The organism is Devosia chinhatensis, from assembly GCF_000969445.1.
In the GTDB taxonomy this organism is placed as follows: domain Bacteria; phylum Pseudomonadota; class Alphaproteobacteria; order Rhizobiales; family Devosiaceae; genus Devosia; species Devosia chinhatensis.
The window spans coordinates 1,124,620-1,145,326 of sequence record NZ_JZEY01000054.1; the positions used below are offsets into that span (position 1 = coordinate 1,124,620).

A 20,707-nucleotide genomic window follows, 5' to 3' on the forward strand; every position below is an offset into this window, starting at 1 on the left:
CTATGCCGCCGGTATCGTTTACGGGCACAAGCTTGGGGGAGCTTTGATGAGCTACGGCTTCGAGAAAGGGCGATCGTATAACCGACGCCAGGATATTCACGCTCGTTTTGGGGGAAGCCAGCAGTCGGGGATCATTCCGGTCCCAGCTCATAACGTCATCTTCATAATGTCCGGTGCCCGTGGACCTGAGTATGGCTACGACGACGAAGTGCTCGAAGACGGGACCGTGCTCTACTTCGGCGAAGGGCAGCGCGGCGATCAGCTGTACGTCCGTGGGAATAGGGCCATCGGAGATCATGCGGCCGATGGTCGGTCGCTGTTGCTGTTCCACAAACGCTATCCACAGCGGGATATCCTCTTCGTTGGAGAGATGGTTTGCGAGAGCTTCGAGTGGCGACAAGGCCGAGATGCCGACGGCAATACGCGACAGGTCATCGTGTTCCGCCTCCGACACATCGAAAAAGTTGTCGAGCAGATGGAAGCGACAGCGCCGATCGTTGATGACCTGGACGGTCTCCGAGACCTGGCTTACGCAGCCGCAGGTATTCGCGATGCAAAGGTGGGCGGCAAACCTCGAACGATTTACGAGCGAAGCGCCGACGTTCGAAATTATGTGTTGGCCCGCGCCCGGGGCGTCTGCGAGGGTTGTAGCGCTCCGGCCCCATTTGTGCGTCGTGACGGCAGCCACTATCTGGAGCCCCATCATATCAGACGCGTCAGCGATGGCGGGCCGGATCATCCCGCGTTCGTAATAGGGCTTTGCCCGAATTGCCACCGACGCGTTCACGCTGGCGTGGACGGCACCGAGTACAACGCGACACTGCTTGCTCGCATGCCTGGCCTGGAAAAGAAGCGATAGATAGAGGGCCATCACGCTGCCTTTCTCGATTCAACAGCCCCGTCAGAAAGCTCGAAGCTCTTCCGCCACTCATGCTTGAATTGGATCTGCTCATTGCACCTGGTCATGCCGCGTTCCCTTCGTCTTGAAACTGAACGCCGTGTTCCGCGCCGAACTTGAAGATGAGTTCTATAAGTCCGGTCATCTCGTCCTTCGAGAGGTCAGATGACGACTGGCCCCAAGGCACAAAGCCGTGGCCATCGAGGCTGGGAAGCAACTGGATTTCCTGACCAAGCGCGTGGAGGAAGATCACCTTCCACTGGTCGGGAGTGAACTTCTTCCCCCCAAGCGCTGCCTGCTGCGAAACATCAGTGAGCATTGCCCACATGCGGTCATTCTGAGGTAGGGAGCGTTTGACCTCCTTGAACTCGACGCGAGTTCCAAAGGGAACGCCTTGCGCCCAACGCTGGACCTTCTCGCGGTCGGCTTTGCCATTGATGATGACGGTTGCGCGGCTCATGGAACGAGAGCCCCACTGCAAGCCACAAATGCATCGCGATAAAGCGCCCGGCAATCGGTCTGTGCATCCAACGGCAAGCGCATGAACGCTGCTGACAGCATCAGCTCATTACCTTTTCTAAGCTTATCAGTGTCACGTTCATCGCGGGCCTGACGCAAGATCGCCTGCACATCGGTAATCAAGCAGGCTTGGGCTTCTAGGGTCATCAGAATTTCCGGGCGCCGCTTGTTAAGCTGACGCGCCCGCCCTGCATGGGAAGGGGTTAAACGGCCATGGCGTCGGGAAGCCCGTACTTGCGGACCTTCTCGACCACTTCCGCCAGTTCGGAATTGAAGGCGTCGATCGCGGTGGCGAGTTTGGCGATATAGCCTTCATCGCGCTCGACACGGACGATCAGCGGCGGAAGGCCGGGGGAATAGGAGACAAAGTCCCACCATGCCCGCTCGGTGATCCAAAGGTTGCCGTGAACCTGCGCTTTATGCTCGGTCGGAAGTTCGTTTTTCTGAAGCCGCTCGATCTGGATATGAGCCAGAGCGGTTTTGATTTCTAGGCCGCCATCATCAGCGATCAAACTGTCAGGACTGGCACCGGCATCGCGGCGGCGGACGAAACCAATCTGCAGCGGTTCGACCCCGCGTGCGAAGGCGTAGAGGTCGCGGGCCTCGGCCTCCATTACCCTACCGCGCTCCATGGCTGGACTGCTGTAGCCTTCATCTTCTGGCGTGCCGCGGATAATCTCCCCAGCAAGGGTGCGCAGGTACTTGAGGCGCGCCTGCGAAGGGCTTGCGCCACGAGCGCGTGCAGCTTTCACCGCGGCGGCAAGTTGCTCTGCAGTGCAACCGTTCTTGACCATGGCATCCATGATCGTCGCGGGAAGCAGCCCTTCTCTGCCCTCGGCCAAGACGGTCGAGAACTCGGATGCGGTCGGGATACCCTTGCGGGCTTCAAACCATTCGGGCGTGCCCTGATCGCAATCGAACACTTGGATCATCGTGCTGCCCCCGTCGAATTGATGGCAGTTACGGCCTTCTGATAATCGCGGGCGGCAATGTCCTCGATGCAATCAACCTTCATGAACTTGAGGAAGGTGGTGACATAGCCGGGTCGCTTGGCGCCAAGGCGCTCAACAACCGTGTCGATCAGGTCATTGAGATCGAGAACCTGTTGTTCTGTGATCAGCTCGGCAGGCATGTTGCCGTCGGTGTCGCCTTCACCCACAGCCACGTTGAAAATCATCCGCAGGAGGTAGCGCATGGCATAAGACTGAGCCGCACCAACCGCGTGTGTTTTCGTCATCACATCATTGCCACGAGCACCTTTGCCGTCTGCCGGCATGTCCTTGTGATAGGTGCGGGTGTGGCCAGAGTTGGTAACGTGGCAAACGATGCGGACCCAATCCGCCGGTGCGCCAACACCATCGTTGAAGCTGAGCGCAAAGCCGTGCTTCGTGTAGATCGGGCGCAACGCCTTATCCAGCTGCGCATAGTCGGCATAGCGGCTTTTGGTCTGGGTATTGGCCATATTGGTGGCCACGACGCCCATTTCCTTCTGCGCCGCAGCCATTGCCTCGTTGAAGGCTTTCTCAGCAGCGTCTGCTTCAAGCTCTTTGCCAAAGGCAATCATTTCCTTGACCGCCCCCAGGTCGTGCCCGTTAGACAGCAGCTGATAGGCCATCTGGATCGGGGTGAGCTGGCTGGCGGGTTGCATCGCCTCGGCGACATCCTTCGGGACTTCAAGACGTTCTGCAAGCGCGGACATGCTAGGCTCCATACCTGGCCCAATCGGCCACAATAAAAATGGGTGGAAAGATCAGGACCATCAGAAGCAGCAGCCCTAGAGCGTCTGCTATCTGGCGGCGGATGGGGTAGGGGAGGATGTTTTCCATCATCTATCTCCTGCCCGCCTGGTCGAGTGTTTGGGGACTTTCGGCCTTCTCAGCGTCTGATTGCTGGCCAGAGGCAGTTGCTATGCGCAGGGCAAGGATAGGGTCTTGGCGACGGGTCCAAGCAAGCTGCGCTATGTCGTGGGGTGTGGGGGCGGTCATTCTGCCGCCACCGGATAGATGGTTTCGACGGGGGCCGAGAGCGCGCCGCGAACCCGATACTGCGGCCAGCCGCGAGCAGCAGCGCGCTTGGCCAGCTCTTCCGGCGTCCGCCACGATCCGCAGTCCTGATAAGCGCGCATTAGATCAGTGACGGCAGCGCGATTGAGCGGGATCAGATGGTGCAACCATTCCTCGGCATCGACATCACGGCCATTGCGGGCAAAGTGAGCGCGAATGTCTTCCTTGCCAGCCTCAATGCCGCCCATGCTGTTGATGGTGAGGAAGAAGGTGCCGGCAGAGCCATTGCTGTTGCCGCAGAAAGACCAGAAGGCAGGCTTGCCATTCGACAGGTTCTCAATCGCGCTGTCTTCAACGCCAAAGGTGCTGGTCACGTCGATCAGGTCATTGATCTGCTTGCGCGCCTGGGTCCAGAACTTGTCCATCTGTCTCTCCATTCCTTGAGGAGATCGGCCCTGCCCTCAGGGGGAGCTTGTTCGTCCTCGACATGGATTGAGTTATGACAAACTCATAATGCAAACGCAAGTAAAATTATGACAAAATCATAATGCGAGCGAGCCTGATAAGGTCGCGCCAGAATCGCAGGCACAAAAAAGCCCGCCGGAGCGGGCTAGGGCAGGGTGCTTGCAAATGTTTGCAAGTCAGTTGGTGAGGGCAAAGAAAAAGCCCCGGCGGTTGCCGGGGTTTCTCCGCGTGCGTAGTAAACGATCAGGCGCTCTTGTCGTCGTAAACGTTGCAGAGCATCTCCTGCTTGCCGTAGTGATGGGCAACCTTCTTTCGAAGCTCTTTCATGCTGGTGCAGGATTTAGCAAGGCCGACAATTTCATAGCACCTCGAAACCAAAGCGCGTACGCCGGTGTCTTCCGTAAGCTGCCTGTGCCAGCGGACTCCGGGGGGTGGACGGTTGTCGCGTAGGTACTTGGCGACATCAGCATCCAGGGTGTCTTAAAAAAGCTCAATGACCAGCTTGCCCCAATACTTCGGTCGAGCGATCAGCGAACCCTGCCAGTTTGTAAGTCGTCCAAATTCTTCCCAGAGCTCGTCAGGAAAGGTTTTCTCATTCCATCTCCGGGACCTCACCCTCTGAAAACAGCACGACGGGATCGCCAAATTCTCCATTGATCAGATCGGCAGAACGCCACCAGGCGATAGCGCCGGCATACTTGCCGGATGACCACAGTATTCTTGCCTGCTGCTTTGCCTGATCCTCCGACTGAGCTTCGCGAGCTTCGAAAGCTGGTTGGATCTCACCATCTTCGCCGCTGATGAATGCCAGATAGACGATCAGTTTTGTTGGCGTGGGCGCTTTATCCGTCATGCCTTTTCAACCACCAGATCAGTGATGGGCACATTTGGATGGCGCCTAATGTACTTCTTTGCCGCCGCACGCGTTTTTATGTCAGTCACCAGTGCCATGGCTTCCACGGACACATCGGCCATGGTGCGGGCATTGACGCTGGTAAGATGGAATAGGCCGGGAGCGCTCCCCGGCTGCGGTTCCTTGATCAGTACTCGGCCAGACGCCAGCCAGCACACGCAAGGTTCGCCCATGTGCTCCGGCCCCGGCACGGCTTTGTCCTCGTAGAAAATAAGCCAACCGTCGTTAGCCAGGCCGTGCATGGAGTCCCCCCGAACTTCAAGCGCCTCGGCTGTTTCCGCAGCGTCGATGGGCGCGGTGGCCTCACCGTAGTTGCCATCACCCTGAGCAAACAATACCGACCCGTCCGGACCCGCGCCAGCATAGCCGACAATGGGAACCGTCCGCTCCCCGTCCGGCAGCATCGGCCCTTTGCCTCGCATGAGCCACTCAAATGAGACCTTGAACTTCTTAGCATAAATCTCGCCAGTCGGTGCTCTGAAGCCGGATGACCCGTTCTCGTGTCCTGCATATGTCGGGTATTTAACGCCGAGCCCTTCCATGGCGTCGGCAGCCTCTTGGGCGTTTCGGTAGCCCGCATGAATACGGGCCTTCATCAATCGATCTGACATTTCGCTCATGACTATGAGTTTGCCAGAAAACATTATGAGAAACTCATTGACTTGATATTATGAGTAAGTCATAGACTGTCGGCATGCTCACAAAAGACGACATTCTCGCCCTGCGCGGCGACCTCAACGAAAGCCAGCAGAAGTTCGCTTCGCGGTTTGGCCTGACACAAACCGCTGTTTCGCGCTGGGAGACTGAAGGCCCACCGCAGAAGGGGCTTGTTGCAATGGCGCTCGAAAAGCTGCGAGCCCGCACCCCGGCCACACCTTCTTCCGAAGAGGTAGCGTAATGGCCATCACCGGTCCTGTCCGCTCTTCCTTCTCCGAGCATCAATCCAAGACCGAGCGCAAATACTACCTGCGCTCCGGCGCCCGGTGGCTGCACTGGTCTGGCACTAAGCTGACGGACAAGCGCAGAGAGGCATGGAAAGGCTCGATTGAGCAGGCCCGTTCCTGCCGCCGGTCCTTCGACGCCGCCGCAGGCTGCCGGGCTGTTCCCGTAAATTCCATCATTCCCACAGTGCTTGCCGAGGAGGCTTGAGATATGGCCGTTGAAGACTCCGTCGCACAGGACCAGCTCCGCGCTTTCATCGAACGCATCGAGCGGATGGAGGAAGAAAAGGCGGCAATCGCAGCCGACATCAAGGAAATCTACGCGGAGGCAAAGGGCACAGGCTTCGACACCAAGATCCTGCGTAAGGTCGTAACGATCCGCAAGCAGGACGCCAATGAGCGCATGGAGCAGGAAGCCCTGCTTGAGCTCTATATGAATGCTCTGGGCATGCAGCAGGCGCATGAAGCGGACATGGACCGCGCTCTGCGCCGTGGTGTTTCTGGGCGTTCCGCCCCGCTTGCGACTGACTGCAATGAGAGCATTTCCGAACCAATAACCGAACAGCAGGCTGCCCCCCAGCTTGCCAGCGACCTGACTGCTTCCCCCAAGATCCCTAAAGGTCAGGTCGCATCCATTCAGGAATCCCCGCGCAAGGCGGCGGAGGTGGCAGGCGAGAGCCCCCGCAAGCAGGACGGCGGCGCATTCTCTGCAGCCACGGGGGCCAAGGCCCGACTGGAGAACGCCGTTGGCGTTGAACCGTCGCCGTCCAATCCTATTCAGCCGGAAACGGCGAACGACGACCGGAGCTGCGTATCGGTCCCTGGCGGCTTGGCTAAAGGTTTGCAGCAACAAGCGACCCGAGAGGGAGAGGCGGCTAGACCCTTGCCGCCAAACAATCCAGCCGACGGTGCATTCTGATGCGCCCCGGCCGTATAAACCCAGCACCAACCCTCTGGTCATTGGTCTGCGCGCTTGCGCTGGTCCTTTGCACCGCAGCGGTGTTGAACGCGAGTGGCGGGTTTGCGTGATGGCACCCGTATCCCCCTCAACCAGGCGGGCTGTGACTGGCGGATTTTGGTCCACGGCATCGCTCTGCGTATCTCAGTCATCGCTTGCCGCCCTTGATCATTGGAAAGGGCGTCCGCTTGTTGGCGCGCTTCTCAATGGCCGCGGGATTTACCCAGGCCAATCGCACTCCGCTGCATTTAGGGGCGCCCTGAACTCCCGGGGTCGCAGCGGTAACCTGCCGGGTCGCGCCTTCGCAGACGCGCCCGGCATTTTCATTCACGCGGTCCGCTTGCCGGCGGGCCTCGTCCAACATTTGCCGACGCACCCGGTCCTGAAGCTCCTGTGTGGTCGGTGGGTATTCCATCTCGTCAGCGTCCTTTCCATTCGTGCCTCAACTGCTGGTTCAATGTTTGCCAGCAAGTGGAGACAAGAGCTTGGAAAGATCATCCAAGGACTTGGACAAATCGTCCAAGCCGGAGGGCGCTGTGACTGATGCCCACCACGCCGCCGAACTCATTCACGAAACCTATCCCATTCGCCCTGGCCGAAATGCCAAGGCAGCAATCGGAGAGGCGTTCGAGGCGCTGAAGAAGCGCGAACGACAATTACCTCGAGACGTGCTGCGCGAGCGGCCCCGGCAATGGACGGAGCGGCGCGTTCGCGCCCTTTGGCATCGGGAAGCGCGGCGCGTCGATCACTACGAAATTCAAGACCTGACGGCGATTGCCGTGGAGGAGGCCCGGATTGAAAGACAACGGCTTAGGGCCCGCGAGCTCCGGTTGGAGGCGTTTCTTGCCTCTCAAACGGAGAGCTTGGCTGGCGAAGAAGGTGAGCTCGATAGCGGGCGACCTGGCGGACTGGATTTGCCCGGAACTGGCTTCACCGACGCCGACGAACAATCAGACCAGTCCCATTGGGGCCGGTAAGCAAACCTCACGTGTGGAGGACTGACGCCATGAATTCACATTACGCACCGACGCTTCCAAACTGGCTCAATCGACTGATCACCAGCAAGCCAACGCTCACGTCTCAGCCACGATGCGAGTGCGGGCGATTTTGCAATCAAGATAAGCCCGATATCACGGACAAGCTTGTGAAAGACATGTCGGCAGCTGGCCTCTATGTCCCGGCCAAGTTCCGCCAGAACGCCATAGACAGCATTGCGGGGCTGGCATGACCGTCTCGATCCTGATTGGTGATTGCCGCGAGGTGCTTAAGACGCTGCCCGACCAATCCGTGCATTGCGTCGTGACGAGTCCGCCATATTTCGGATTGCGCGACTATGGGGTCGACGGGCAGATGGGCCTTGAGCCCACGCCTGCCGAGTTTGTGCAAGGCATAGTTGACTTGTTCCGCGATGTTCGCCGCGTGCTTTGTAACAACGGCACCCTGTGGCTTAACCTTGGAGACAGCTACGCCGGCAGCTGGGGAGCGCAAGGACGCAACGGCCAAATGGCTGAGCGCTGTGTAGTGCAGGCTCGCAGCATCGATGCTCACCCCCAGAAGGCAAGTCGCACCGGTGCGATTCCCGAAGGCTCCGGCCTGAAGCCGAAAGACCTGATCGGTATACCGTGGCGCGTTGCGTTGGCGCTCCAGGCAGACGGTTGGTATCTGCGCCAGGACATCATCTGGGCCAAGCCCAACCCTATGCCGGAAAGCGTCACCGATCGTTGCACGAAGTCGCACGAGTATCTGTTTCTGCTCAGCAAGTCGGAGCGCTATCATTTTGACGCTGAGGCAATTGCGGAGCCGCTTGCGGACGCCAGCATTGCGCGCTTGGCTCAGGATGTCGAAGGGCAGGCGGGCAGCGACCGCGTTCCTGGCAAAACCAACGGACGCATGAAGGCTGTCGCCAAGGGCAACCGCAAAACCTTTCGGGGTGGTGGCGTCTACACTCAGGGTCGCAGCTTCGACAATGGGGCCGCGGCCTGCAATGACAGCGTTGGCAATGAACCGAACGAGCGCGGCACGCGGAACAAGCGTTCAGTTTGGTCGATAGCTACGCAGCCTTTCAAAGAGGCCCATTTCGCTACGTTTCCGCCCGCTCTTGTGGAGCCGTGCATCCTTGCAGGCTGCCCGGTAGGCGGCACTGTGCTCGATCCATTCGGAGGCGCCGGCACAACTGGTCTTGTCGCTGACAGGCTTGGCCGCAACGCCACACTCATCGAGTTGAACCCAGCCTATGCCGACCTGGCGCGAAACCGCATCCAAGACGATGTCGGCATGTTTGGAGCAGTCGCATGACCATCAGAGCATCAAACTACGCGAGGGCCGAGAACGAACTTTACCAGACCGAGCCATGGGCGACGGAAGTGCTGCTACGGCACTTCCCTGTGGCTGGGCTGCTCGTCTGGGAGCCCGCAGCTGGCAACCATCTCATGGCCGACGTACTTAGCGCGGCTGGTGCCAGGGTCTACACCTCGGACATAGCCACCTATGACCGTGAGCATGATGTCGACTTCGACTTTCTGAACGCTTCAAACATCTGGCAATACCGGTGCGACGCGATCATAACCAATCCGCCATACGGCAAGGGCAACCGTGACGCTGTCCGCTTCGCCGAGCTGGCTATCGAGCGCTGCGATGGCATGGTGGCTTTGCTGCTCACCGCCAAATTCGACTTTGGCAAGACCCGCCGGCACCTCTTCCAGGACAATCGCCGCTTCATGGCGAAGATCGCGCTCCTCAACCGCATCAGCTGGGCTGGGAACGGCGAGACCGGCACCGAGGACCATGCTTGGTATGTCTGGGGCCCAAGGGAATACACCCATGCCCGCATGCTCTGGGGTGACAAGCAATGACCCGCCAAGAATGGGCACTAGCCGAATTGGACCTTCGAACCGCCGAAGATCGCCGCTTCCCGGTCGATCCGCCATACGGCCATCCAGACCGCCCGGCATTCAACCGCATGAAACGCCAACGCGCCTTTCGCCGAAAGGCCATGGGCTATTCCCGTGCCAAGGCCAATGACCTTGTCGCCGGGGCAAAGCAGATGGAGCCAGCATGACTGTCTCCTACATAAACCTCATGAAGGCCCAGCGGAGGCCAACAATGCTGGATGCCAAGACCGGCAGCCTGCCGAATAGCCGTTCAGAGATGATAAAGCGCGCTGTCATCGCCCGCCGCCGATTGATGTCAGGCAAGGAGCCGCCATCAGTGCGTGCGAACGTGCGCATCGTCAGCGTGGTGCCGATCGCCAAGCCTCCTGCGCAGGTAAAGTCACCTCGCAAAAGGAGTTTCATTGACCTTTATGCGACGGGTGCGGACAAATGGCTCAGCACCCGTCGCCGGCATGCCGGCCTCATGCCAAATTGGCCGCCCAACGCTAAGGAGCTGAGGGCTGCGGAGCAGCGCGTCGAAGAGAGCCTTAAGCTGCGTCCTGTGCTGCTCGAGGTCGCGGAACGGCATAAGGTCTCGGTCAAAGCAATCCTGGCTCGCGGTAGACGTCCATCGGTCGTCAAAGCCCGGCAGGAATTCAGCTACATCGCCTGCGAATTGCTCGGCTTCAGCCTCATCGCCGCCGGCCTGATTTTAGGGCAGGACAGGTCAACCATCCGGCATGGGGTGGCGGTGCATCGCCAGACTCTGGCGGCGCTGCCTGAAGGCAAGGATCGATGAGTGGTCCCCGCTATGCCATCGTACCTGCAGATTGCCTGGAAGACCCACGCTTCAAGGATGTGCACTTGCGCGTCCTGCTCAAGCTCGGCAGTCACACCAACAATCGCGGGTGGTGCGAGGTCAACCAGAAGAAGCTTGGCGAGGCCATTGGCAAGACCCGAGAAACGGTCAATCGCGCCATTCGTGACCTCTGTGAGATGGGCTACGTAATGAAACGTGAACAGGCCACCAAAGCCGGCGGACGCACCATCAGCCAGTACCGTGTCTTGATGGATCGTCCCGACCCTGCACCACATTCAGCCCCCCCTGTGACGCAAACTTCACAAGGGGCTGTGACGCCTGAAGATCACAACCCCTGTGACGAAGCTACGTCACAACATAACGACCTTTCTTCCAACGACCATCCTTCGCTTCGCTCGGATGCCGAGCGCGTATCGTTTGATGAAGTTTGGGACGAATTCCCTCAGCGGCCTGGTGCGAACCGGACAGAGGCCAAGCGAGAATTCGCCCGGCTTAGCGACGGAGAGACCGTTCGCTGCCACATCGCGGCCAAGCGCTTTGCCCAGTGGCATCTCGAGGATGCCGAGGCTAGGAAGATTGATCCCGACGCGCAGCTGCAGTTCCGACCCGGTATGGGCAAGTGGATCCGAACCGGCGCCTGGGTCGATGCACTTCATATCACTCTGAAATCCGACCCTGTTCCGCCGGCTGCCAATGGCTTGGTCGTCCTTCCGCCAGATCATCCGGACTTCATCGCAGTTCAGAAGATGCGTGGTCGTCCTGTCATCGTTGGTAGGGCCGGCACATCCACATTTCGCATTGAAGAAATTGAGCAAGCAAGGGCAGCCGCATGATGCCCGCCGTCCTCCGCCAGTCTGGTCCGAAATACATGCGCAACGGCGCTGTGTTTACCCCGCGCGCCGTCATAGGCCAATGCGAGGTCTGTGGCTTCGAGCATGCGCCCCACGGCACCGCCGATGAACAGGGCAAGCGGCTCTACTGGTGCCGTGACCACGTACCCACAGAACAGGCAAGGGCAGGGGACCAGCCGAAGAAGAGGGAAGGGTAATGCCCGCATATCGTAGCAGCGCAGAGGCCGATGTTCGTGGCGCGGTTGTTGACCGCCTCCGTCAGCGCCGCCCCGAAGCCAGGATCATCCACGAAATCAACGTCAGCACTTATGGCCCGAACCGCATTGATGTCCTGGCTGTGTCTCCTGTTGAGATTATCGCGGTTGAGATCAAGTCCGCGAAGGACAAGCTCGACCGCCTCCCGAAGCAGATCGAGAGCATGAAAGGCTGCGCTCATCACGTTATCGCGGCGCTGCACGACAAGTTCCTAGTCGAGAAAGAGACTGGCCCCCACGCTGCGCATTTCGAGCGCGACGGCAAATTCTACCTCAAGACATTGCCGGACGGCATGAGCCTCTACAGCTCGCGCCTGAGCTATTGGGTGTTTCCCGAAGTGCGCCGAGCCCTGGGCTCTGCCAGCCACGATTCTCTTGAAAAGTGGCAACTGCCATCTCAGCAATTCGAGGCAGCTTTGCCGGCCGGAGCAATCGACTTGCTTTGGCGCGACGAGTTGGCGTGGCTCTGCGGTTCGCTTGGGATAGCCGCAGGCCGACGCTCTACCATGCCCGAAATGGTCGCCACGCTTCGCTGGCACTGTAACGGCCGAGAGCTGACCAAGGGCATTTGCGCCGCGCTTCGCCGGCGTGAATGCGTCGAGGCTGACGCTCCAATTTCACTCGCATCCTAACCCAAGAGGCAGAACACAATGGGCAAACGCGGTCCAAAACCAAAGAGCGGCGCGCGGCTTCCGAATGGACGCCTCTCTCGGAAAAAGCCGGACATCATGAACCGGCTGATTGGCGAACACGACAAAGAGGAGCGAGAAACAATGCGGCCAGCAATCGAAGCGCGTCACCGTCACTACGGCTATGACGCCAAGACCGCCAAGGACCAGATGGCCGGGTCATTCGTCGGTCGGCTGCGCATGGGCGGCGAAATCACCGATCAGCAGTATCAGGCAGCGGTGCTGTATCTTGACGTCTATCACGAGATGCAGATCGCGGTCGGCGGCCCTAAGCCATCCGGAGCGGTCAACCTCAATGCCACGAAGGGCCTGCCGGGGCCAGAGAACGTCGAACGATCCGCAAAAGCGCTGGCAGACTGGCGGGCGGCTGAAAAGGCCATCCAATACCGCCAGAACGAATTGCGCGGGCAGGGGGCAATCTATGCGGCACTCGACTATTGTGTGATCCGCGACGGTGAGCACATGCACATGCTGGGCTGGCTCCGCGAAGGGCTCAATGCACTGGCGAGGCACTTCAAGATTGGGGACAAGCGCAAAGCCGCTTGACACAAATCAGCAAATCAGGGATGAGTTTTTACGCTCGGGAGCGTAACGCCCCCAAATCAAGGCCCGCCAAGTGCGGGCTTTTTTATTGCCCAATCCCTTCCATCGAAAGGACTGCCCATGCGCATCACTGCGTTCATTGGGGCGGCTGTCCTCGCTCTTTGCTCTCTGGCCATGGCGCCGGCGGTAATGGCTCTGGACGATCCGCCGCCGGAAATCTGTGTCCTGAATCTCTCTGAGCCTGTTGCGCTGGAACATGCGCTGTTCACCGACAAGGCAAGCTGTGCTGCCGTCAATATCGCAGATGTCCGCCTTGATCCCGCCAGTACCGGCGGCGCTCAGGGCGAAGCCGATCCGGCCCTGTGTTCGATCACCCAGATGAATGCGCTCGACCTTGCCGGTTATCGCCAGCACGAAGACCCTGGCCGATGTCTAGTCTAATCCATAGTTTCGGTCGGGCGCTCCGGCGCTTGGCCTATTCTTCCGGCAAATTGCATGATCTGCTGATTGCTCGATGAGCAGGTATCGCGCCGGTACACTCAGAGACCCATCATCCTCTTCGCGGCGTCAGTGGCGATGGAAACAACTATATCCCGTATGCCTCCGCCGATTACTGGGCCGGCCTTCTGAAGCAATTTTGTCACTCGTGCAGCGGCAACAGGTGTTTGAGGCGTGTCCGACACGAGGACGATAAAGCTGTCCTTTGCCTTGGTGAGTTCGGCGCCATCTAGCCCTTCGACTTCGTCCGCTAGATCCTTTGCTGTCTGAACACGGCGCTCGGTCCACGGAAAAGGCCTGCCGCATGCATAACAGAATGCCGGCAGTTTCATTGGATAGTAACCGTACTCTGTCTCGTAGGCGCCCCTCAGTGGCTTAGTGCATGACAGACACGCATTGATGGTCGCTTCGCCGCATTCGGCGCAGAACGGAGTGCTGTCCCTATCGTTGATGTTTCCAGTGACGATATGGCCATTGAGGCAAGCTTGTCCCGTTAAGAAGTGTTTTTCCACCATGCCTATTCTTCCCACCCAAAGACATGTGAGCGTGGCATGAACAGGCCAATGCCGCCAGCGGAGATCTTCGATAATCCCGCAGCCCCGGTATTTATCCCTGCGCCTGATCTAATCGAGTGGTTGCAGCAGACGTTCATTGCCGATGGCGCTCCGCTGCAGAACGAGGACCACAAGCACCTAGCTTGGGCATCACTTGGCGCGCTGTGGACAAATGTTCCAAATGGCCGCGCTGGTCGCCGTGTCATAGGTCAATGTGAAATGGGCCTGCCACCAATGAACAAGTGGGGCAGGGCAAGGGCGGAGCGCCAACTACTCGACTGGTTCGGTGATCTGCCAATCTTCCTGCTGACATTCGATGCAGAGTACGCCCGTGACTGTGGCGATGCGGAGTTCATGGCGCTGGTCGAGCACGAGCTTTACCACGCCGGCCAAGAACGCGATCCATTCGGCGCACCGAAGTTCCGAAAGAACGGGACGCCTGCATTCGCCATTCGCGGACATGACGTGGAAGAGTTCGTGGGTGTCGTGCGCCGGTATGGCGCGGGCGCGGCGGGCATTCAGGCTATGGTCGATGCGGCAAACGCGAAGCCAGAGATTGCAGACGTGAAGATCGCCCAGGCATGCGGAACATGCCGGTTACGGGTGGCGTGAAGTTCTAGACGAGATTTGACACAGCAATGGCATCTCCCAAGCTCACTGATGAGGTGAAAGCCTTCATCGTTCAAAGCCTCGCCTGCTTCGATGGTCTCGCTGTCGTCGTCGCGGCAGTCAAGAAGGATCATGGCGTCGAGATCAGCCGCCAGCTGGCCGAAAGTCACGACCCGACAAAGAAGGCTGGCTCTAAGCTCGGCGCGAAGTGGAAGGCCCTGTTCGAGGAAACCCGCAAAGCCTTCCTCGAGGACACTTCCCAGATAGCTATCAGCCACCGCGCGGTTCGCCTCCGGGCATTGCAGCGCATGGCAGAGAAGGCCGAGACGCAAGGCAACATGGTCTTGGCCGCTAATTTCATGGAACAGGCCGCCAAGGAAGTGGGCGACAGTTACACGAACCGGAGGGAGCTGACAGGGAAGGGCGGCGCACCATTGCAGCCCCCCGTAATCCAGTTCGTGGTCGATGAAGATAGCTCTGAGCCGACCACAGTTTGAATTTGTAACGGCAGAGGAGCAGTTTCCCGCATTCGTGGCGGGCTTCGGATCTGGAAAGACCCACGCCGGCATCAACCGTGCCCTAGCGCGCAAGCTGCAGTACCCTGGCCAGGACGTTGCATACTACCTGCCGACGTATGACCTGGTCCGGCGCATGGCCTTTCCCCGCTTTGAGGAAATGCTGGGCACCATGCGTCTGAGCTTCACGCTCAACAAGACCGATGCAGTGATTGAGGTTGGCACCTACGGCAACATCATCTTCCGAACGATGGACACGCCGGAGCGCATCATCGCGTATGAGGTTGCGGATAGCATCGTCGACGAGCTCGACACGCTGCCGACTGAAAAGGCCCGGGAAGTCTGGAACAAAATCCTTGGCCGAAACCGGCAGAAGAAGCCGGACGGGTCATTGAATACAGTTGCTGTCGCGACGACGCCCGAGGGCTTCCGGTTCGTCTACGAGCGCTGGCAGCGCAGCCCTGCCAACGGTTATCGCATCATAAAGGCGTCCACCTACTCGAACGCCAAGAATTTGCCAGTCGGTTATATCGAAAGCCTGAGGGACAGCTACCCGTCGAACCTCCTCTCGGCCTACCTCGACGGTGAGTTCGTCAACCTGACGAGCGGCTCTGTCTATCCGGCCTATGATCGGCGCCGGCACCACACCACAGAAGCCATTGGGGCCGACGACGCGCTTCACATTGGCATGGACTTCAACGTCCAGCACATGGCGGCCGTGGTCTTTGTCATGCGAGACGGTGCGCCGCATGCCGTGCTGGAATACACGGACGTGCTCGACACGCCGGCAATGGTCGCGCTACTCAAGTCGCGCCATCCTGGATACAAGATTTTTGTCTACCCCGACGCCTCGGGCAATAATCGCAGGTCCAACGGCGCCAGCCAGAGCGACATTGCATTGCTCAAACAGGCGGGTTTCACCGTTTGCGTGAACCCGGCAAACCCAGCAGTCAAAGACAGAGTGCTCTCGGTCAACAAGCTGCTGAAGGTCGAGGGCATCGGCATCAATGTCGATATGTGCCCGGCATTGGTAGAGGGCCTCGAAAAGCAGGCTTACGACAAGAACGGCGAGCCGGACAAAACGGCGGGCCTGGATCACGTCATCGACGCAGCTGGCTATTTCATTGCCTACAAGTTCCCGATCGTGAAGCCACGTTCGAGCGAGACGAAATCCACTACGGTTACGGGACTGATTTGATGGCCGATGACGTCTCGACAAAGCATCCTGATTATATCGCGCGAGCTGACCAGTGGCAGCTTATGCGCAACACTTCGGGCGGTGAAGGCGAAGTGAAAGCGGCGGGCGAAGAGTATCTGCCCCAGCCTTCGGGATTCAAAGCCCAGGCAGATGGCGGCCGGGCCCTTTATGCTGCCTATCAGAAGCGAGCACAGTTCCCCGAGATCGTCCACCCGACGATCCACGGTATGGTTGGCGTCATTCATCGGACCGAAGCCCAGATTGAAATGCCCGAGGCGATGATGCCTCTTTGGGAGCGAGCAACCAAGGATGGTCTGCCTCTCGAAGCCCTGCATCGAAGGATCACCGCCGAGCTGCTGACCACTGGCCGTTATGCCTTGCTGGCTGACGCGGCCACCGAGGGCAGCGACTTGCCATGGTTGGCCGGCTATTCAGGCGAGGCATTGATTAATTGGGCCCATGACCGCTCCCTGTTTGTGCTCGATGAAAGCGGCCTCAAGCGCGAAGGCTTCCGTTGGGAACAAGAGCAGCGCTTCCGCGTGCTGGAGTTGCGCGATGGTCGTTATCAGGTCCAGACCTATACTGGCACTGAGCGGACGGCAGGCGAGATAATCGAACCTACTGGCAAGGGTAACGCACGGCTTACCGAAATCCCATTCGTGGTAATCGGCGCTCGCGACTTGTCTTTGCCGCCCGAACTGCCGCCGCTGATGGGTGTGGGGCGATCCGCTATCGCGCTCTACCAGCTCAGCGCAGACTATCGCTGGCAGCTCTTCATGACTGGCCAAGAGACACTGGTGGTCATCAATGGCGATGCGCCGACCGCCGTTGGGGCAGGGGCCGTCATTGCCATTCAGCAAGGCGACAATGTCGGAACGCCTGATGTGAAGTATGTGGGACCGGCAGGCACCGGCATTGGCGCACACCGTACCGCTATCCAGGACGAGCGTGCCGCAGCAGCCCAGGCTGGCGCCAGGCTATTCAGCAGCGAGCAGAAGTCAGCAGAGAGCGGCGACGCGCTGCGCATTCGGTTTGCCGCAGAGACGGCAACGCTCACGACCATTGCTCAATCAAGCGCCCAGGGCCTTGAGCGGGCATTGCGGCACATAGCCGTGATGATCGGCCACGATCCGGAAGAGGTTACGGTCAAGCCAAACCTGAGCTTCATCGATACCTCGCTTTCGCCCGCAGAAGCGGAGTCGCTGGTCCGTGTCTGGCAGGAAGGCGCTATCAGCTACGAGACGCTTTATGAGCGGTTGCAACGCGGCGAGATCGCGAGCGCAGAGCGGTCTGCCGAGGATGAGCTTGCATTGGTGGACGAGGAACGATTTGGCAGTGAGGAGGATCGCCGGGACGTGCTGCCGGCGCCACTTAGGGTTTAGTCGGTCATGTCGTGACGCGCACAGGCCTCCGCCCATTGAAGCATGCTATAAGGCGAGCCCCTTTCGTTCACCAAGTACCAAGCTGCCGCGAACTTTGTTTCCTCGAGCGTCTCGTCACTCCAGTACAGGATGGTCCCACTGAGGCGATTGCCAGCTTCGTCCCATTCTCTGCAGGTGATGAAATAGGTGTCTTGGGCATCAGTCATTTTCAAGCCAGTTTTGAAGGTCATATCGGCTTCATCGAACTCGGCCCGCCAGATGTTCTCCACATTTACCGGTGGGTCGAAATAGAGCCATTCTGACTGCTGAATAGGCCACTGTTCGTAGGTGTACTGCTGCGCCATTGCCGATGGCGCTATGAGCGTGATGAGTGCTCCAAGCATAATCTTTGTTTTCATGATCGCCCCTCTAGTCAGCGGCGATCATGGCGCGCCCCGGTAAATGTGACGTTCCTGAATTCCAATTTGAGCCGCCTCCAGGCGGCTTTTTCATGCCCGGCGAGGCCGTGGCTCAACAAGGAGATGGCCGATGGCACTCAAGACGATCCTCGAAAACCTGGACGATGTGCCAGAGGCTCTGAAGGCCGAATACAAGGAGATCGACGGCAAGTTCGTCCTTCAGCTCGACGGCATTGACGCTCACCCTACCGTGGTCAATCTCAAGACTGCTTTCGAGCGGGTGAAGGGCGACAAGAAGAAGCTCACGACTGATCTTGACGGCGCGAACGCCAAGTTGGCCGAGCTGCCCGAAGACTTCGATGCCGAAGAATGGGTGCGGCTCAAGGCGGAAGCTGGCGATCCCAATGACCCCGAGAACAAGGCTAAGAAGGATGAGCACCTTCAAAGCCAGAAGAAAGTCTTCGAGCAACGCATTGCAAATCTCGAGACCAAGCACGCCAACGAACTGAAGTCCAAGGAAACCGAAATCGCCGAGCGCGACGATGTGATTGCCTCGGTGCTGGTCGAAGACGGCCTCACCAAGGCCCTTGTTGATGCCGGCGTGTCCAAGGACTTTCTCAAGGCAGCCCGTGCCATGCTCAAACCCTCGGTAAAGGTCGTTCGTGATGATGACGGCGCCCGCCGCGCCATTGTCGAGACCGACCTGGGCGAAGAAGAGATCGGCAAGTACGTGACCAACTGGGCTCAGTCCGATGAAGGTCGCGTCTTTATCGCCAAACCCAGCGGTGGCGACGCCGGCGGCGGCAAGGGTCAGCAGTTCGCCGACAATCCCTGGGACAGCGGCAACGGCAAGCGCCCCAACCTGACCAAGCAGCAGCAACTCATTTCGGAAAACCCGGCCAAGGCGCGCCTGATGGCGCAGGCTGCCGGCGCAACCGTGACCTGGTAGGCGTAAAGCCTACCTCGACTACCGCGCCGATGGCGCATCCCAAGCAGCCGGGCCCGATGGGATGGCTGATCCACTCCCGACATCACCATCCCCTCATTGAAGGATTGACCTCATGGCTACCACTCGCCTGAGCGACGTCATCTATGGCCCGCTCTTTCTCCCCACCACGATCCAGCGCATTGCGCAGCTTTCGCGTATCCGCAATTCCCCAATCGTTTCCACCGATGCCGAACTGCAGAACTTTGCCAATGGCCCGGGTGATCTCGTCCAGATGCCGTTCTGGAATGACCTGACCGGCAATTCTAACGTCTCGACCGACGATCCGGGCCAGAACGCCACGCCGAACAAGCTGACCCAAGGTCAGGACATGGCTCGTAAGATCCGGCGCAACAATGGCTGGCAGAGCGCCAACCTGGTTGCCTCGATGCTGGCCGAAGACCCGCTCGACGCCGTCGCACAGCTCATTGCTGAGTATTGGGTGCGTGAAGAGCAGCGCATCATGGGCCAGCAGATGGCCGGCGTCTTCGCGTCAGCTGGCATGGCGGGCAATGTGCTCGATGTGGCGTCCGAAGATGGCGCGGTGACGCCCATCAATCTCGATGCCGAGATTGCCGCCAATGCTTACGCCCTGTTGGGTGAATACGGCACCACGCTGTCGGCAGTGCTGATGCACTCCCGCGTGTTTTATAACCTGCGCGCTGCCCGTGCGATCGACAAGTTCAAGGATCCCGCCACTGGCCTCGACTTCAATATGTGGGACGACAAGATCGTCTATGTGTCCGATCAGTGCCCGCGCGTGGCCGGCGAAGACAGCGGGTTCAAGTACACCAGCTACCTCTTCGGCAACGGTGCAATCGGTTACGCCGAGGCTACCGGTGACGGCGGCCCCAAGAAGCCCGTCGAGCTCGCTAGTGTGGCGTCGGCCGGTAACGGTGAGGGCGTCGAAACCGTCTGGTATCGCCGCCATTGGGTCATGCATCCGCGCGGCGTGGCTTTCAGCGGCACCCCGGCGTCGGCTTCGGGCGTGACCGATACAGAGCTCGCCACCGGCACCAACTGGTCGCGCGTTTACGACCCCAAGCTCGTCCGCATGGTCGCTGTCACCACCAACGGCTAAGGGCAGGGGGCCAAGGCCCCGTCCACACCCCTTCATCATAATTACGAGGTAACGACATGGATAAGCACCATGACGATCCCGCCCTGGCCGAAGCAATCGCTCGCCGGGACGAAAGCCGCGCTCAGATTCTGCGCTCCAAGGCCAATGCTGCCGGCGGCAGCTCTACCGACCGTCTGGCGAATGCTTTTGAGAAGTTGGCTGACCAGGCAGAGAAGGCTTCGCGCCAGTCGGCCACTGCCCTCGACCTCATTGAACCCGCTCCGCTCGATCCGGAAGGCACCGAGCGCCAACTTGCCGACAGCGAGGGCAATTTTGCTTCCAATGCCGAGGTTGCTGCAACGGGTGGCATCGGCATCAAAGCAAGCAACACCGCTGTGACCTCCGGTCAGCCTGCGCAGACAGCAGAACAGGCCGGTGAAGCGGTGACCTCTGACGCCCAGAAGATCATCGGTGATCAGCCGGTCGGCGGCGCCGCCACTAGCCGCACTGCTGAAACCGATGAAACCCGCGCTGCGGTCGTCATCCCCGAAGGCTGGAAAGACCTGTCTTGGCAGGAGCGACGCTCTATCGCCTCCAAGGTTTCGGACACTCCAATTGCCAATGGCGAAGAAGCAAATACAGCCATCGAGGCCGAGCTGAAGCGACGGGGCTAAGGCAAAATAACAGTCCCCGGCCTGTGTGCATGAGCCGGGGACTGACTTTGGAGGGTGCAGTTGGGAGACTACTGCGCCTCAATAACGCCGCCCGAACTGCCGCGTTCCAA

Annotated in this window: 30 protein-coding genes and 1 pseudogene; 21 read left to right on the forward strand and 10 right to left on the reverse strand. The window is 59.3% G+C overall.

The annotated features are described in order from the left end of the window. Positions 1-46: 46 nt before the first annotated feature. Positions 47-859 carry an HNH endonuclease gene (locus VE26_RS17365; protein ID WP_084620005.1) on the forward strand — a complete coding sequence of 271 codons (813 nt, stop codon included), beginning with the start codon at positions 47-49 and terminating at the stop codon, positions 857-859. Positions 860-962: 103 nt separating this feature from the next. Here VE26_RS17365 and VE26_RS05395 read toward each other — a convergent pair whose 3' ends face one another. The 8 genes from VE26_RS05395 to VE26_RS05425 form a co-directional block, all read right to left on the reverse strand. Then, positions 963-1,358, reverse strand: a complete 396-nt coding sequence (locus VE26_RS05395; protein WP_046104068.1) for a recombination protein NinB — start codon at positions 1,356-1,358, stop codon at positions 963-965. After that, positions 1,355-1,564 carry a hypothetical protein gene (locus VE26_RS05400; protein ID WP_046104069.1) on the reverse strand — a complete coding sequence of 70 codons (210 nt, stop codon included), beginning with the start codon at positions 1,562-1,564 and terminating at the stop codon, positions 1,355-1,357. Before VE26_RS05400 ends, VE26_RS05395 begins: the two co-directional genes overlap by 4 nt. Before the next feature lie 56 nt (positions 1,565-1,620). Further along, complete coding sequence (locus VE26_RS05405; RefSeq protein WP_046104070.1) at positions 1,621-2,349, reverse strand: lambda exonuclease family protein; 729 nt, start codon at positions 2,347-2,349, stop codon at positions 1,621-1,623. After that, a complete protein-coding gene (locus tag VE26_RS17030) occupies positions 2,346-3,116 on the reverse strand; it encodes an ERF family protein (protein WP_052715687.1) in 771 nt (256 codons plus the stop codon). Before VE26_RS17030 ends, VE26_RS05405 begins: the two co-directional genes overlap by 4 nt. Positions 3,117-3,398: 282 nt before the next feature. Then, the gene (locus tag VE26_RS05415) at positions 3,399-3,845 is read right to left on the reverse strand and encodes a hypothetical protein (RefSeq protein WP_046104071.1); all 447 of its coding nucleotides are present in this window, start codon (positions 3,843-3,845) and stop codon (positions 3,399-3,401) included. A 520-nt stretch (positions 3,846-4,365) separates the two neighbouring features. Beyond that, the gene (locus VE26_RS18465; RefSeq protein ID WP_244465634.1) at positions 4,366-4,539 is read right to left on the reverse strand and encodes a P63C domain-containing protein; all 174 of its coding nucleotides are present in this window, start codon (positions 4,537-4,539) and stop codon (positions 4,366-4,368) included. Further along, complete coding sequence (locus tag VE26_RS05420; protein ID WP_046104072.1) at positions 4,478-4,738, reverse strand: hypothetical protein; 261 nt, start codon at positions 4,736-4,738, stop codon at positions 4,478-4,480. The genes VE26_RS18465 and VE26_RS05420 overlap by 62 nt, the downstream gene beginning before the upstream one ends. Beyond that, the gene (locus VE26_RS05425) at positions 4,735-5,442 is read right to left on the reverse strand and encodes a hypothetical protein (RefSeq protein ID WP_052715688.1); all 708 of its coding nucleotides are present in this window, start codon (positions 5,440-5,442) and stop codon (positions 4,735-4,737) included. The genes VE26_RS05420 and VE26_RS05425 overlap by 4 nt, the downstream gene beginning before the upstream one ends. Before the next feature lie 50 nt (positions 5,443-5,492). Here VE26_RS05425 and VE26_RS05430 point away from each other — a divergent pair, with 50 nt between their 5' ends. From VE26_RS05430 to VE26_RS05495, 13 genes and pseudogenes are all read left to right on the forward strand, one after another. Next, positions 5,493-5,696, forward strand: coding sequence for a helix-turn-helix domain-containing protein (locus tag VE26_RS05430; protein WP_046104073.1), 204 nt, complete (start codon positions 5,493-5,495; stop codon positions 5,694-5,696). Continuing rightward, positions 5,696-5,947, forward strand: a complete 252-nt coding sequence (locus tag VE26_RS05435; protein ID WP_046104074.1) for a hypothetical protein — start codon at positions 5,696-5,698, stop codon at positions 5,945-5,947. Before VE26_RS05430 ends, VE26_RS05435 begins: the two co-directional genes overlap by 1 nt. A 3-nt stretch (positions 5,948-5,950) precedes the next feature. After that, a pseudogene (locus VE26_RS18470) lies at positions 5,951-6,211 on the forward strand (DUF2312 domain-containing protein); the annotation flags it as partial. Between the two features lie 1,022 nt (positions 6,212-7,233). After that, positions 7,234-7,674, forward strand: a complete 441-nt coding sequence (locus tag VE26_RS17035) for a hypothetical protein (protein WP_152658722.1) — start codon at positions 7,234-7,236, stop codon at positions 7,672-7,674. Between the two features lie 29 nt (positions 7,675-7,703). Continuing rightward, positions 7,704-7,925, forward strand: coding sequence for a hypothetical protein (locus tag VE26_RS17735; RefSeq protein ID WP_152658723.1), 222 nt, complete (start codon positions 7,704-7,706; stop codon positions 7,923-7,925). Continuing rightward, positions 7,922-8,992 carry a DNA-methyltransferase gene (locus VE26_RS05455; RefSeq protein WP_046104076.1) on the forward strand — a complete coding sequence of 357 codons (1,071 nt, stop codon included), beginning with the start codon at positions 7,922-7,924 and terminating at the stop codon, positions 8,990-8,992. Before VE26_RS17735 ends, VE26_RS05455 begins: the two co-directional genes overlap by 4 nt. Continuing rightward, entirely contained in the window at positions 8,989-9,549 is a 561-nt protein-coding gene (locus tag VE26_RS05460; RefSeq protein WP_046104077.1) for a hypothetical protein, read from the forward strand. Before VE26_RS05455 ends, VE26_RS05460 begins: the two co-directional genes overlap by 4 nt. Then, positions 9,546-9,755, forward strand: coding sequence for a hypothetical protein (locus VE26_RS05465; protein WP_046104078.1), 210 nt, complete (start codon positions 9,546-9,548; stop codon positions 9,753-9,755). The genes VE26_RS05460 and VE26_RS05465 overlap by 4 nt, the downstream gene beginning before the upstream one ends. 44 nt (positions 9,756-9,799) lie before the next feature. Then, positions 9,800-10,366 carry a helix-turn-helix domain-containing protein gene (locus VE26_RS05470; RefSeq protein WP_046104079.1) on the forward strand — a complete coding sequence of 189 codons (567 nt, stop codon included), beginning with the start codon at positions 9,800-9,802 and terminating at the stop codon, positions 10,364-10,366. Continuing rightward, a complete protein-coding gene (locus VE26_RS05475) occupies positions 10,363-11,220 on the forward strand; it encodes a helix-turn-helix domain-containing protein (RefSeq protein WP_046104080.1) in 858 nt (285 codons plus the stop codon). The genes VE26_RS05470 and VE26_RS05475 overlap by 4 nt, the downstream gene beginning before the upstream one ends. Before the next feature lie 214 nt (positions 11,221-11,434). Further along, on the forward strand, positions 11,435-12,124 hold the full coding sequence (locus tag VE26_RS05485) for an NERD domain-containing protein (protein ID WP_046104082.1): 690 nt from the start codon (positions 11,435-11,437) through the stop codon (positions 12,122-12,124). An 18-nt stretch (positions 12,125-12,142) separates the two neighbouring features. Next, positions 12,143-12,727, forward strand: coding sequence for a hypothetical protein (locus tag VE26_RS05490; protein ID WP_210165401.1), 585 nt, complete (start codon positions 12,143-12,145; stop codon positions 12,725-12,727). Between the two features lie 117 nt (positions 12,728-12,844). After that, positions 12,845-13,165 carry a hypothetical protein gene (locus VE26_RS05495; protein ID WP_046104084.1) on the forward strand — a complete coding sequence of 107 codons (321 nt, stop codon included), beginning with the start codon at positions 12,845-12,847 and terminating at the stop codon, positions 13,163-13,165. A gap of 98 nt (positions 13,166-13,263) precedes the next feature. On the opposite strand, the gene VE26_RS05500 is transcribed toward VE26_RS05495, so the two are convergent. Then, complete coding sequence (locus tag VE26_RS05500) at positions 13,264-13,737, reverse strand: DUF2321 domain-containing protein (RefSeq protein WP_046104085.1); 474 nt, start codon at positions 13,735-13,737, stop codon at positions 13,264-13,266. Positions 13,738-13,773: 36 nt separating this feature from the next. Here VE26_RS05500 and VE26_RS05505 point away from each other — a divergent pair, with 36 nt between their 5' ends. From VE26_RS05505 to VE26_RS05520, 4 genes are read left to right on the forward strand one after another with little or no spacing between them, the layout of a single operon-like run. After that, positions 13,774-14,388, forward strand: a complete 615-nt coding sequence (locus VE26_RS05505; RefSeq protein ID WP_046104086.1) for a putative metallopeptidase — start codon at positions 13,774-13,776, stop codon at positions 14,386-14,388. Positions 14,389-14,414: 26 nt separating this feature from the next. Then, positions 14,415-14,882: a DUF2280 domain-containing protein gene (locus VE26_RS05510; protein WP_046104087.1), complete on the forward strand. Its 468-nt coding sequence runs from the start codon at positions 14,415-14,417 to the stop codon at positions 14,880-14,882. Further along, positions 14,851-16,098 (forward strand): phage terminase large subunit, encoded by a 1,248-nt coding sequence (locus tag VE26_RS05515; RefSeq protein WP_046104088.1) that lies wholly within the window; start codon positions 14,851-14,853, stop codon positions 16,096-16,098. Before VE26_RS05510 ends, VE26_RS05515 begins: the two co-directional genes overlap by 32 nt. Continuing rightward, positions 16,098-17,480 (forward strand): DUF4055 domain-containing protein, encoded by a 1,383-nt coding sequence (locus VE26_RS05520; protein WP_046104089.1) that lies wholly within the window; start codon positions 16,098-16,100, stop codon positions 17,478-17,480. Before VE26_RS05515 ends, VE26_RS05520 begins: the two co-directional genes overlap by 1 nt. On the opposite strand, the gene VE26_RS05525 is transcribed toward VE26_RS05520, so the two are convergent. Next, the gene (locus tag VE26_RS05525; RefSeq protein ID WP_046104090.1) at positions 17,477-17,878 is read right to left on the reverse strand and encodes a hypothetical protein; all 402 of its coding nucleotides are present in this window, start codon (positions 17,876-17,878) and stop codon (positions 17,477-17,479) included. The two genes, VE26_RS05520 and VE26_RS05525, sit on opposite strands and share 4 nt — an antisense overlap. Before the next feature lie 130 nt (positions 17,879-18,008). Here VE26_RS05525 and VE26_RS17040 point away from each other — a divergent pair, with 130 nt between their 5' ends. From VE26_RS17040 to VE26_RS05540, 3 genes are all read left to right on the forward strand, one after another. Further along, a complete protein-coding gene (locus VE26_RS17040) occupies positions 18,009-18,827 on the forward strand; it encodes a hypothetical protein (protein ID WP_052715690.1) in 819 nt (272 codons plus the stop codon). 112 nt (positions 18,828-18,939) lie between these two features. Next, positions 18,940-19,944, forward strand: coding sequence for a hypothetical protein (locus VE26_RS05535; RefSeq protein WP_046104092.1), 1,005 nt, complete (start codon positions 18,940-18,942; stop codon positions 19,942-19,944). Between the two features lie 56 nt (positions 19,945-20,000). Then, the gene (locus VE26_RS05540; protein ID WP_046104093.1) at positions 20,001-20,597 is read left to right on the forward strand and encodes a hypothetical protein; all 597 of its coding nucleotides are present in this window, start codon (positions 20,001-20,003) and stop codon (positions 20,595-20,597) included. The last annotated feature ends 110 nt before the right edge of the window (positions 20,598-20,707 follow it).

What these genes read in the sequence shown, in the direction of transcription:
- VE26_RS17365 (WP_084620005.1), top strand. Translation starts at nt 47, where the DNA reads ATGAGCTACGGCTTCGAGAAAGGGCGATCGTATAACCGACGCCAGGAT.
- VE26_RS05395 (WP_046104068.1), bottom strand. Translation starts at nt 1,358, where the DNA reads ATGAGCCGCGCAACCGTCATCATCAATGGCAAAGCCGACCGCGAGAAG.
- VE26_RS05400 (WP_046104069.1), bottom strand. Translation starts at nt 1,564, where the DNA reads ATGACCCTAGAAGCCCAAGCCTGCTTGATTACCGATGTGCAGGCGATC.
- VE26_RS05405 (WP_046104070.1), bottom strand. Translation starts at nt 2,349, where the DNA reads ATGATCCAAGTGTTCGATTGCGATCAGGGCACGCCCGAATGGTTTGAA.
- VE26_RS17030 (WP_052715687.1), bottom strand. Translation starts at nt 3,116, where the DNA reads ATGTCCGCGCTTGCAGAACGTCTTGAAGTCCCGAAGGATGTCGCCGAG.
- VE26_RS05415 (WP_046104071.1), bottom strand. Translation starts at nt 3,845, where the DNA reads ATGGACAAGTTCTGGACCCAGGCGCGCAAGCAGATCAATGACCTGATC.
- VE26_RS18465 (WP_244465634.1), bottom strand. Translation starts at nt 4,539, where the DNA reads ATGGAGAATTTGGCGATCCCGTCGTGCTGTTTTCAGAGGGTGAGGTCC.
- VE26_RS05420 (WP_046104072.1), bottom strand. Translation starts at nt 4,738, where the DNA reads ATGACGGATAAAGCGCCCACGCCAACAAAACTGATCGTCTATCTGGCA.
- VE26_RS05425 (WP_052715688.1), bottom strand. Translation starts at nt 5,442, where the DNA reads ATGTTTTCTGGCAAACTCATAGTCATGAGCGAAATGTCAGATCGATTG.
- VE26_RS05430 (WP_046104073.1), top strand. Translation starts at nt 5,493, where the DNA reads ATGCTCACAAAAGACGACATTCTCGCCCTGCGCGGCGACCTCAACGAA.
- VE26_RS05435 (WP_046104074.1), top strand. Translation starts at nt 5,696, where the DNA reads ATGGCCATCACCGGTCCTGTCCGCTCTTCCTTCTCCGAGCATCAATCC.
- VE26_RS17735 (WP_152658723.1), top strand. Translation starts at nt 7,704, where the DNA reads ATGAATTCACATTACGCACCGACGCTTCCAAACTGGCTCAATCGACTG.
- VE26_RS05455 (WP_046104076.1), top strand. Translation starts at nt 7,922, where the DNA reads ATGACCGTCTCGATCCTGATTGGTGATTGCCGCGAGGTGCTTAAGACG.
- VE26_RS05460 (WP_046104077.1), top strand. Translation starts at nt 8,989, where the DNA reads ATGACCATCAGAGCATCAAACTACGCGAGGGCCGAGAACGAACTTTAC.
- VE26_RS05465 (WP_046104078.1), top strand. Translation starts at nt 9,546, where the DNA reads ATGACCCGCCAAGAATGGGCACTAGCCGAATTGGACCTTCGAACCGCC.
- VE26_RS05470 (WP_046104079.1), top strand. Translation starts at nt 9,800, where the DNA reads ATGCTGGATGCCAAGACCGGCAGCCTGCCGAATAGCCGTTCAGAGATG.
- VE26_RS05475 (WP_046104080.1), top strand. Translation starts at nt 10,363, where the DNA reads ATGAGTGGTCCCCGCTATGCCATCGTACCTGCAGATTGCCTGGAAGAC.
- VE26_RS05485 (WP_046104082.1), top strand. Translation starts at nt 11,435, where the DNA reads ATGCCCGCATATCGTAGCAGCGCAGAGGCCGATGTTCGTGGCGCGGTT.
- VE26_RS05490 (WP_210165401.1), top strand. Translation starts at nt 12,143, where the DNA reads ATGGGCAAACGCGGTCCAAAACCAAAGAGCGGCGCGCGGCTTCCGAAT.
- VE26_RS05495 (WP_046104084.1), top strand. Translation starts at nt 12,845, where the DNA reads ATGCGCATCACTGCGTTCATTGGGGCGGCTGTCCTCGCTCTTTGCTCT.
- VE26_RS05500 (WP_046104085.1), bottom strand. Translation starts at nt 13,737, where the DNA reads ATGGTGGAAAAACACTTCTTAACGGGACAAGCTTGCCTCAATGGCCAT.
- VE26_RS05505 (WP_046104086.1), top strand. Translation starts at nt 13,774, where the DNA reads ATGAACAGGCCAATGCCGCCAGCGGAGATCTTCGATAATCCCGCAGCC.
- VE26_RS05510 (WP_046104087.1), top strand. Translation starts at nt 14,415, where the DNA reads ATGGCATCTCCCAAGCTCACTGATGAGGTGAAAGCCTTCATCGTTCAA.
- VE26_RS05515 (WP_046104088.1), top strand. Translation starts at nt 14,851, where the DNA reads ATGAAGATAGCTCTGAGCCGACCACAGTTTGAATTTGTAACGGCAGAG.
- VE26_RS05520 (WP_046104089.1), top strand. Translation starts at nt 16,098, where the DNA reads ATGGCCGATGACGTCTCGACAAAGCATCCTGATTATATCGCGCGAGCT.
- VE26_RS05525 (WP_046104090.1), bottom strand. Translation starts at nt 17,878, where the DNA reads ATGAAAACAAAGATTATGCTTGGAGCACTCATCACGCTCATAGCGCCA.
- VE26_RS17040 (WP_052715690.1), top strand. Translation starts at nt 18,009, where the DNA reads ATGGCACTCAAGACGATCCTCGAAAACCTGGACGATGTGCCAGAGGCT.
- VE26_RS05535 (WP_046104092.1), top strand. Translation starts at nt 18,940, where the DNA reads ATGGCTACCACTCGCCTGAGCGACGTCATCTATGGCCCGCTCTTTCTC.
- VE26_RS05540 (WP_046104093.1), top strand. Translation starts at nt 20,001, where the DNA reads ATGGATAAGCACCATGACGATCCCGCCCTGGCCGAAGCAATCGCTCGC.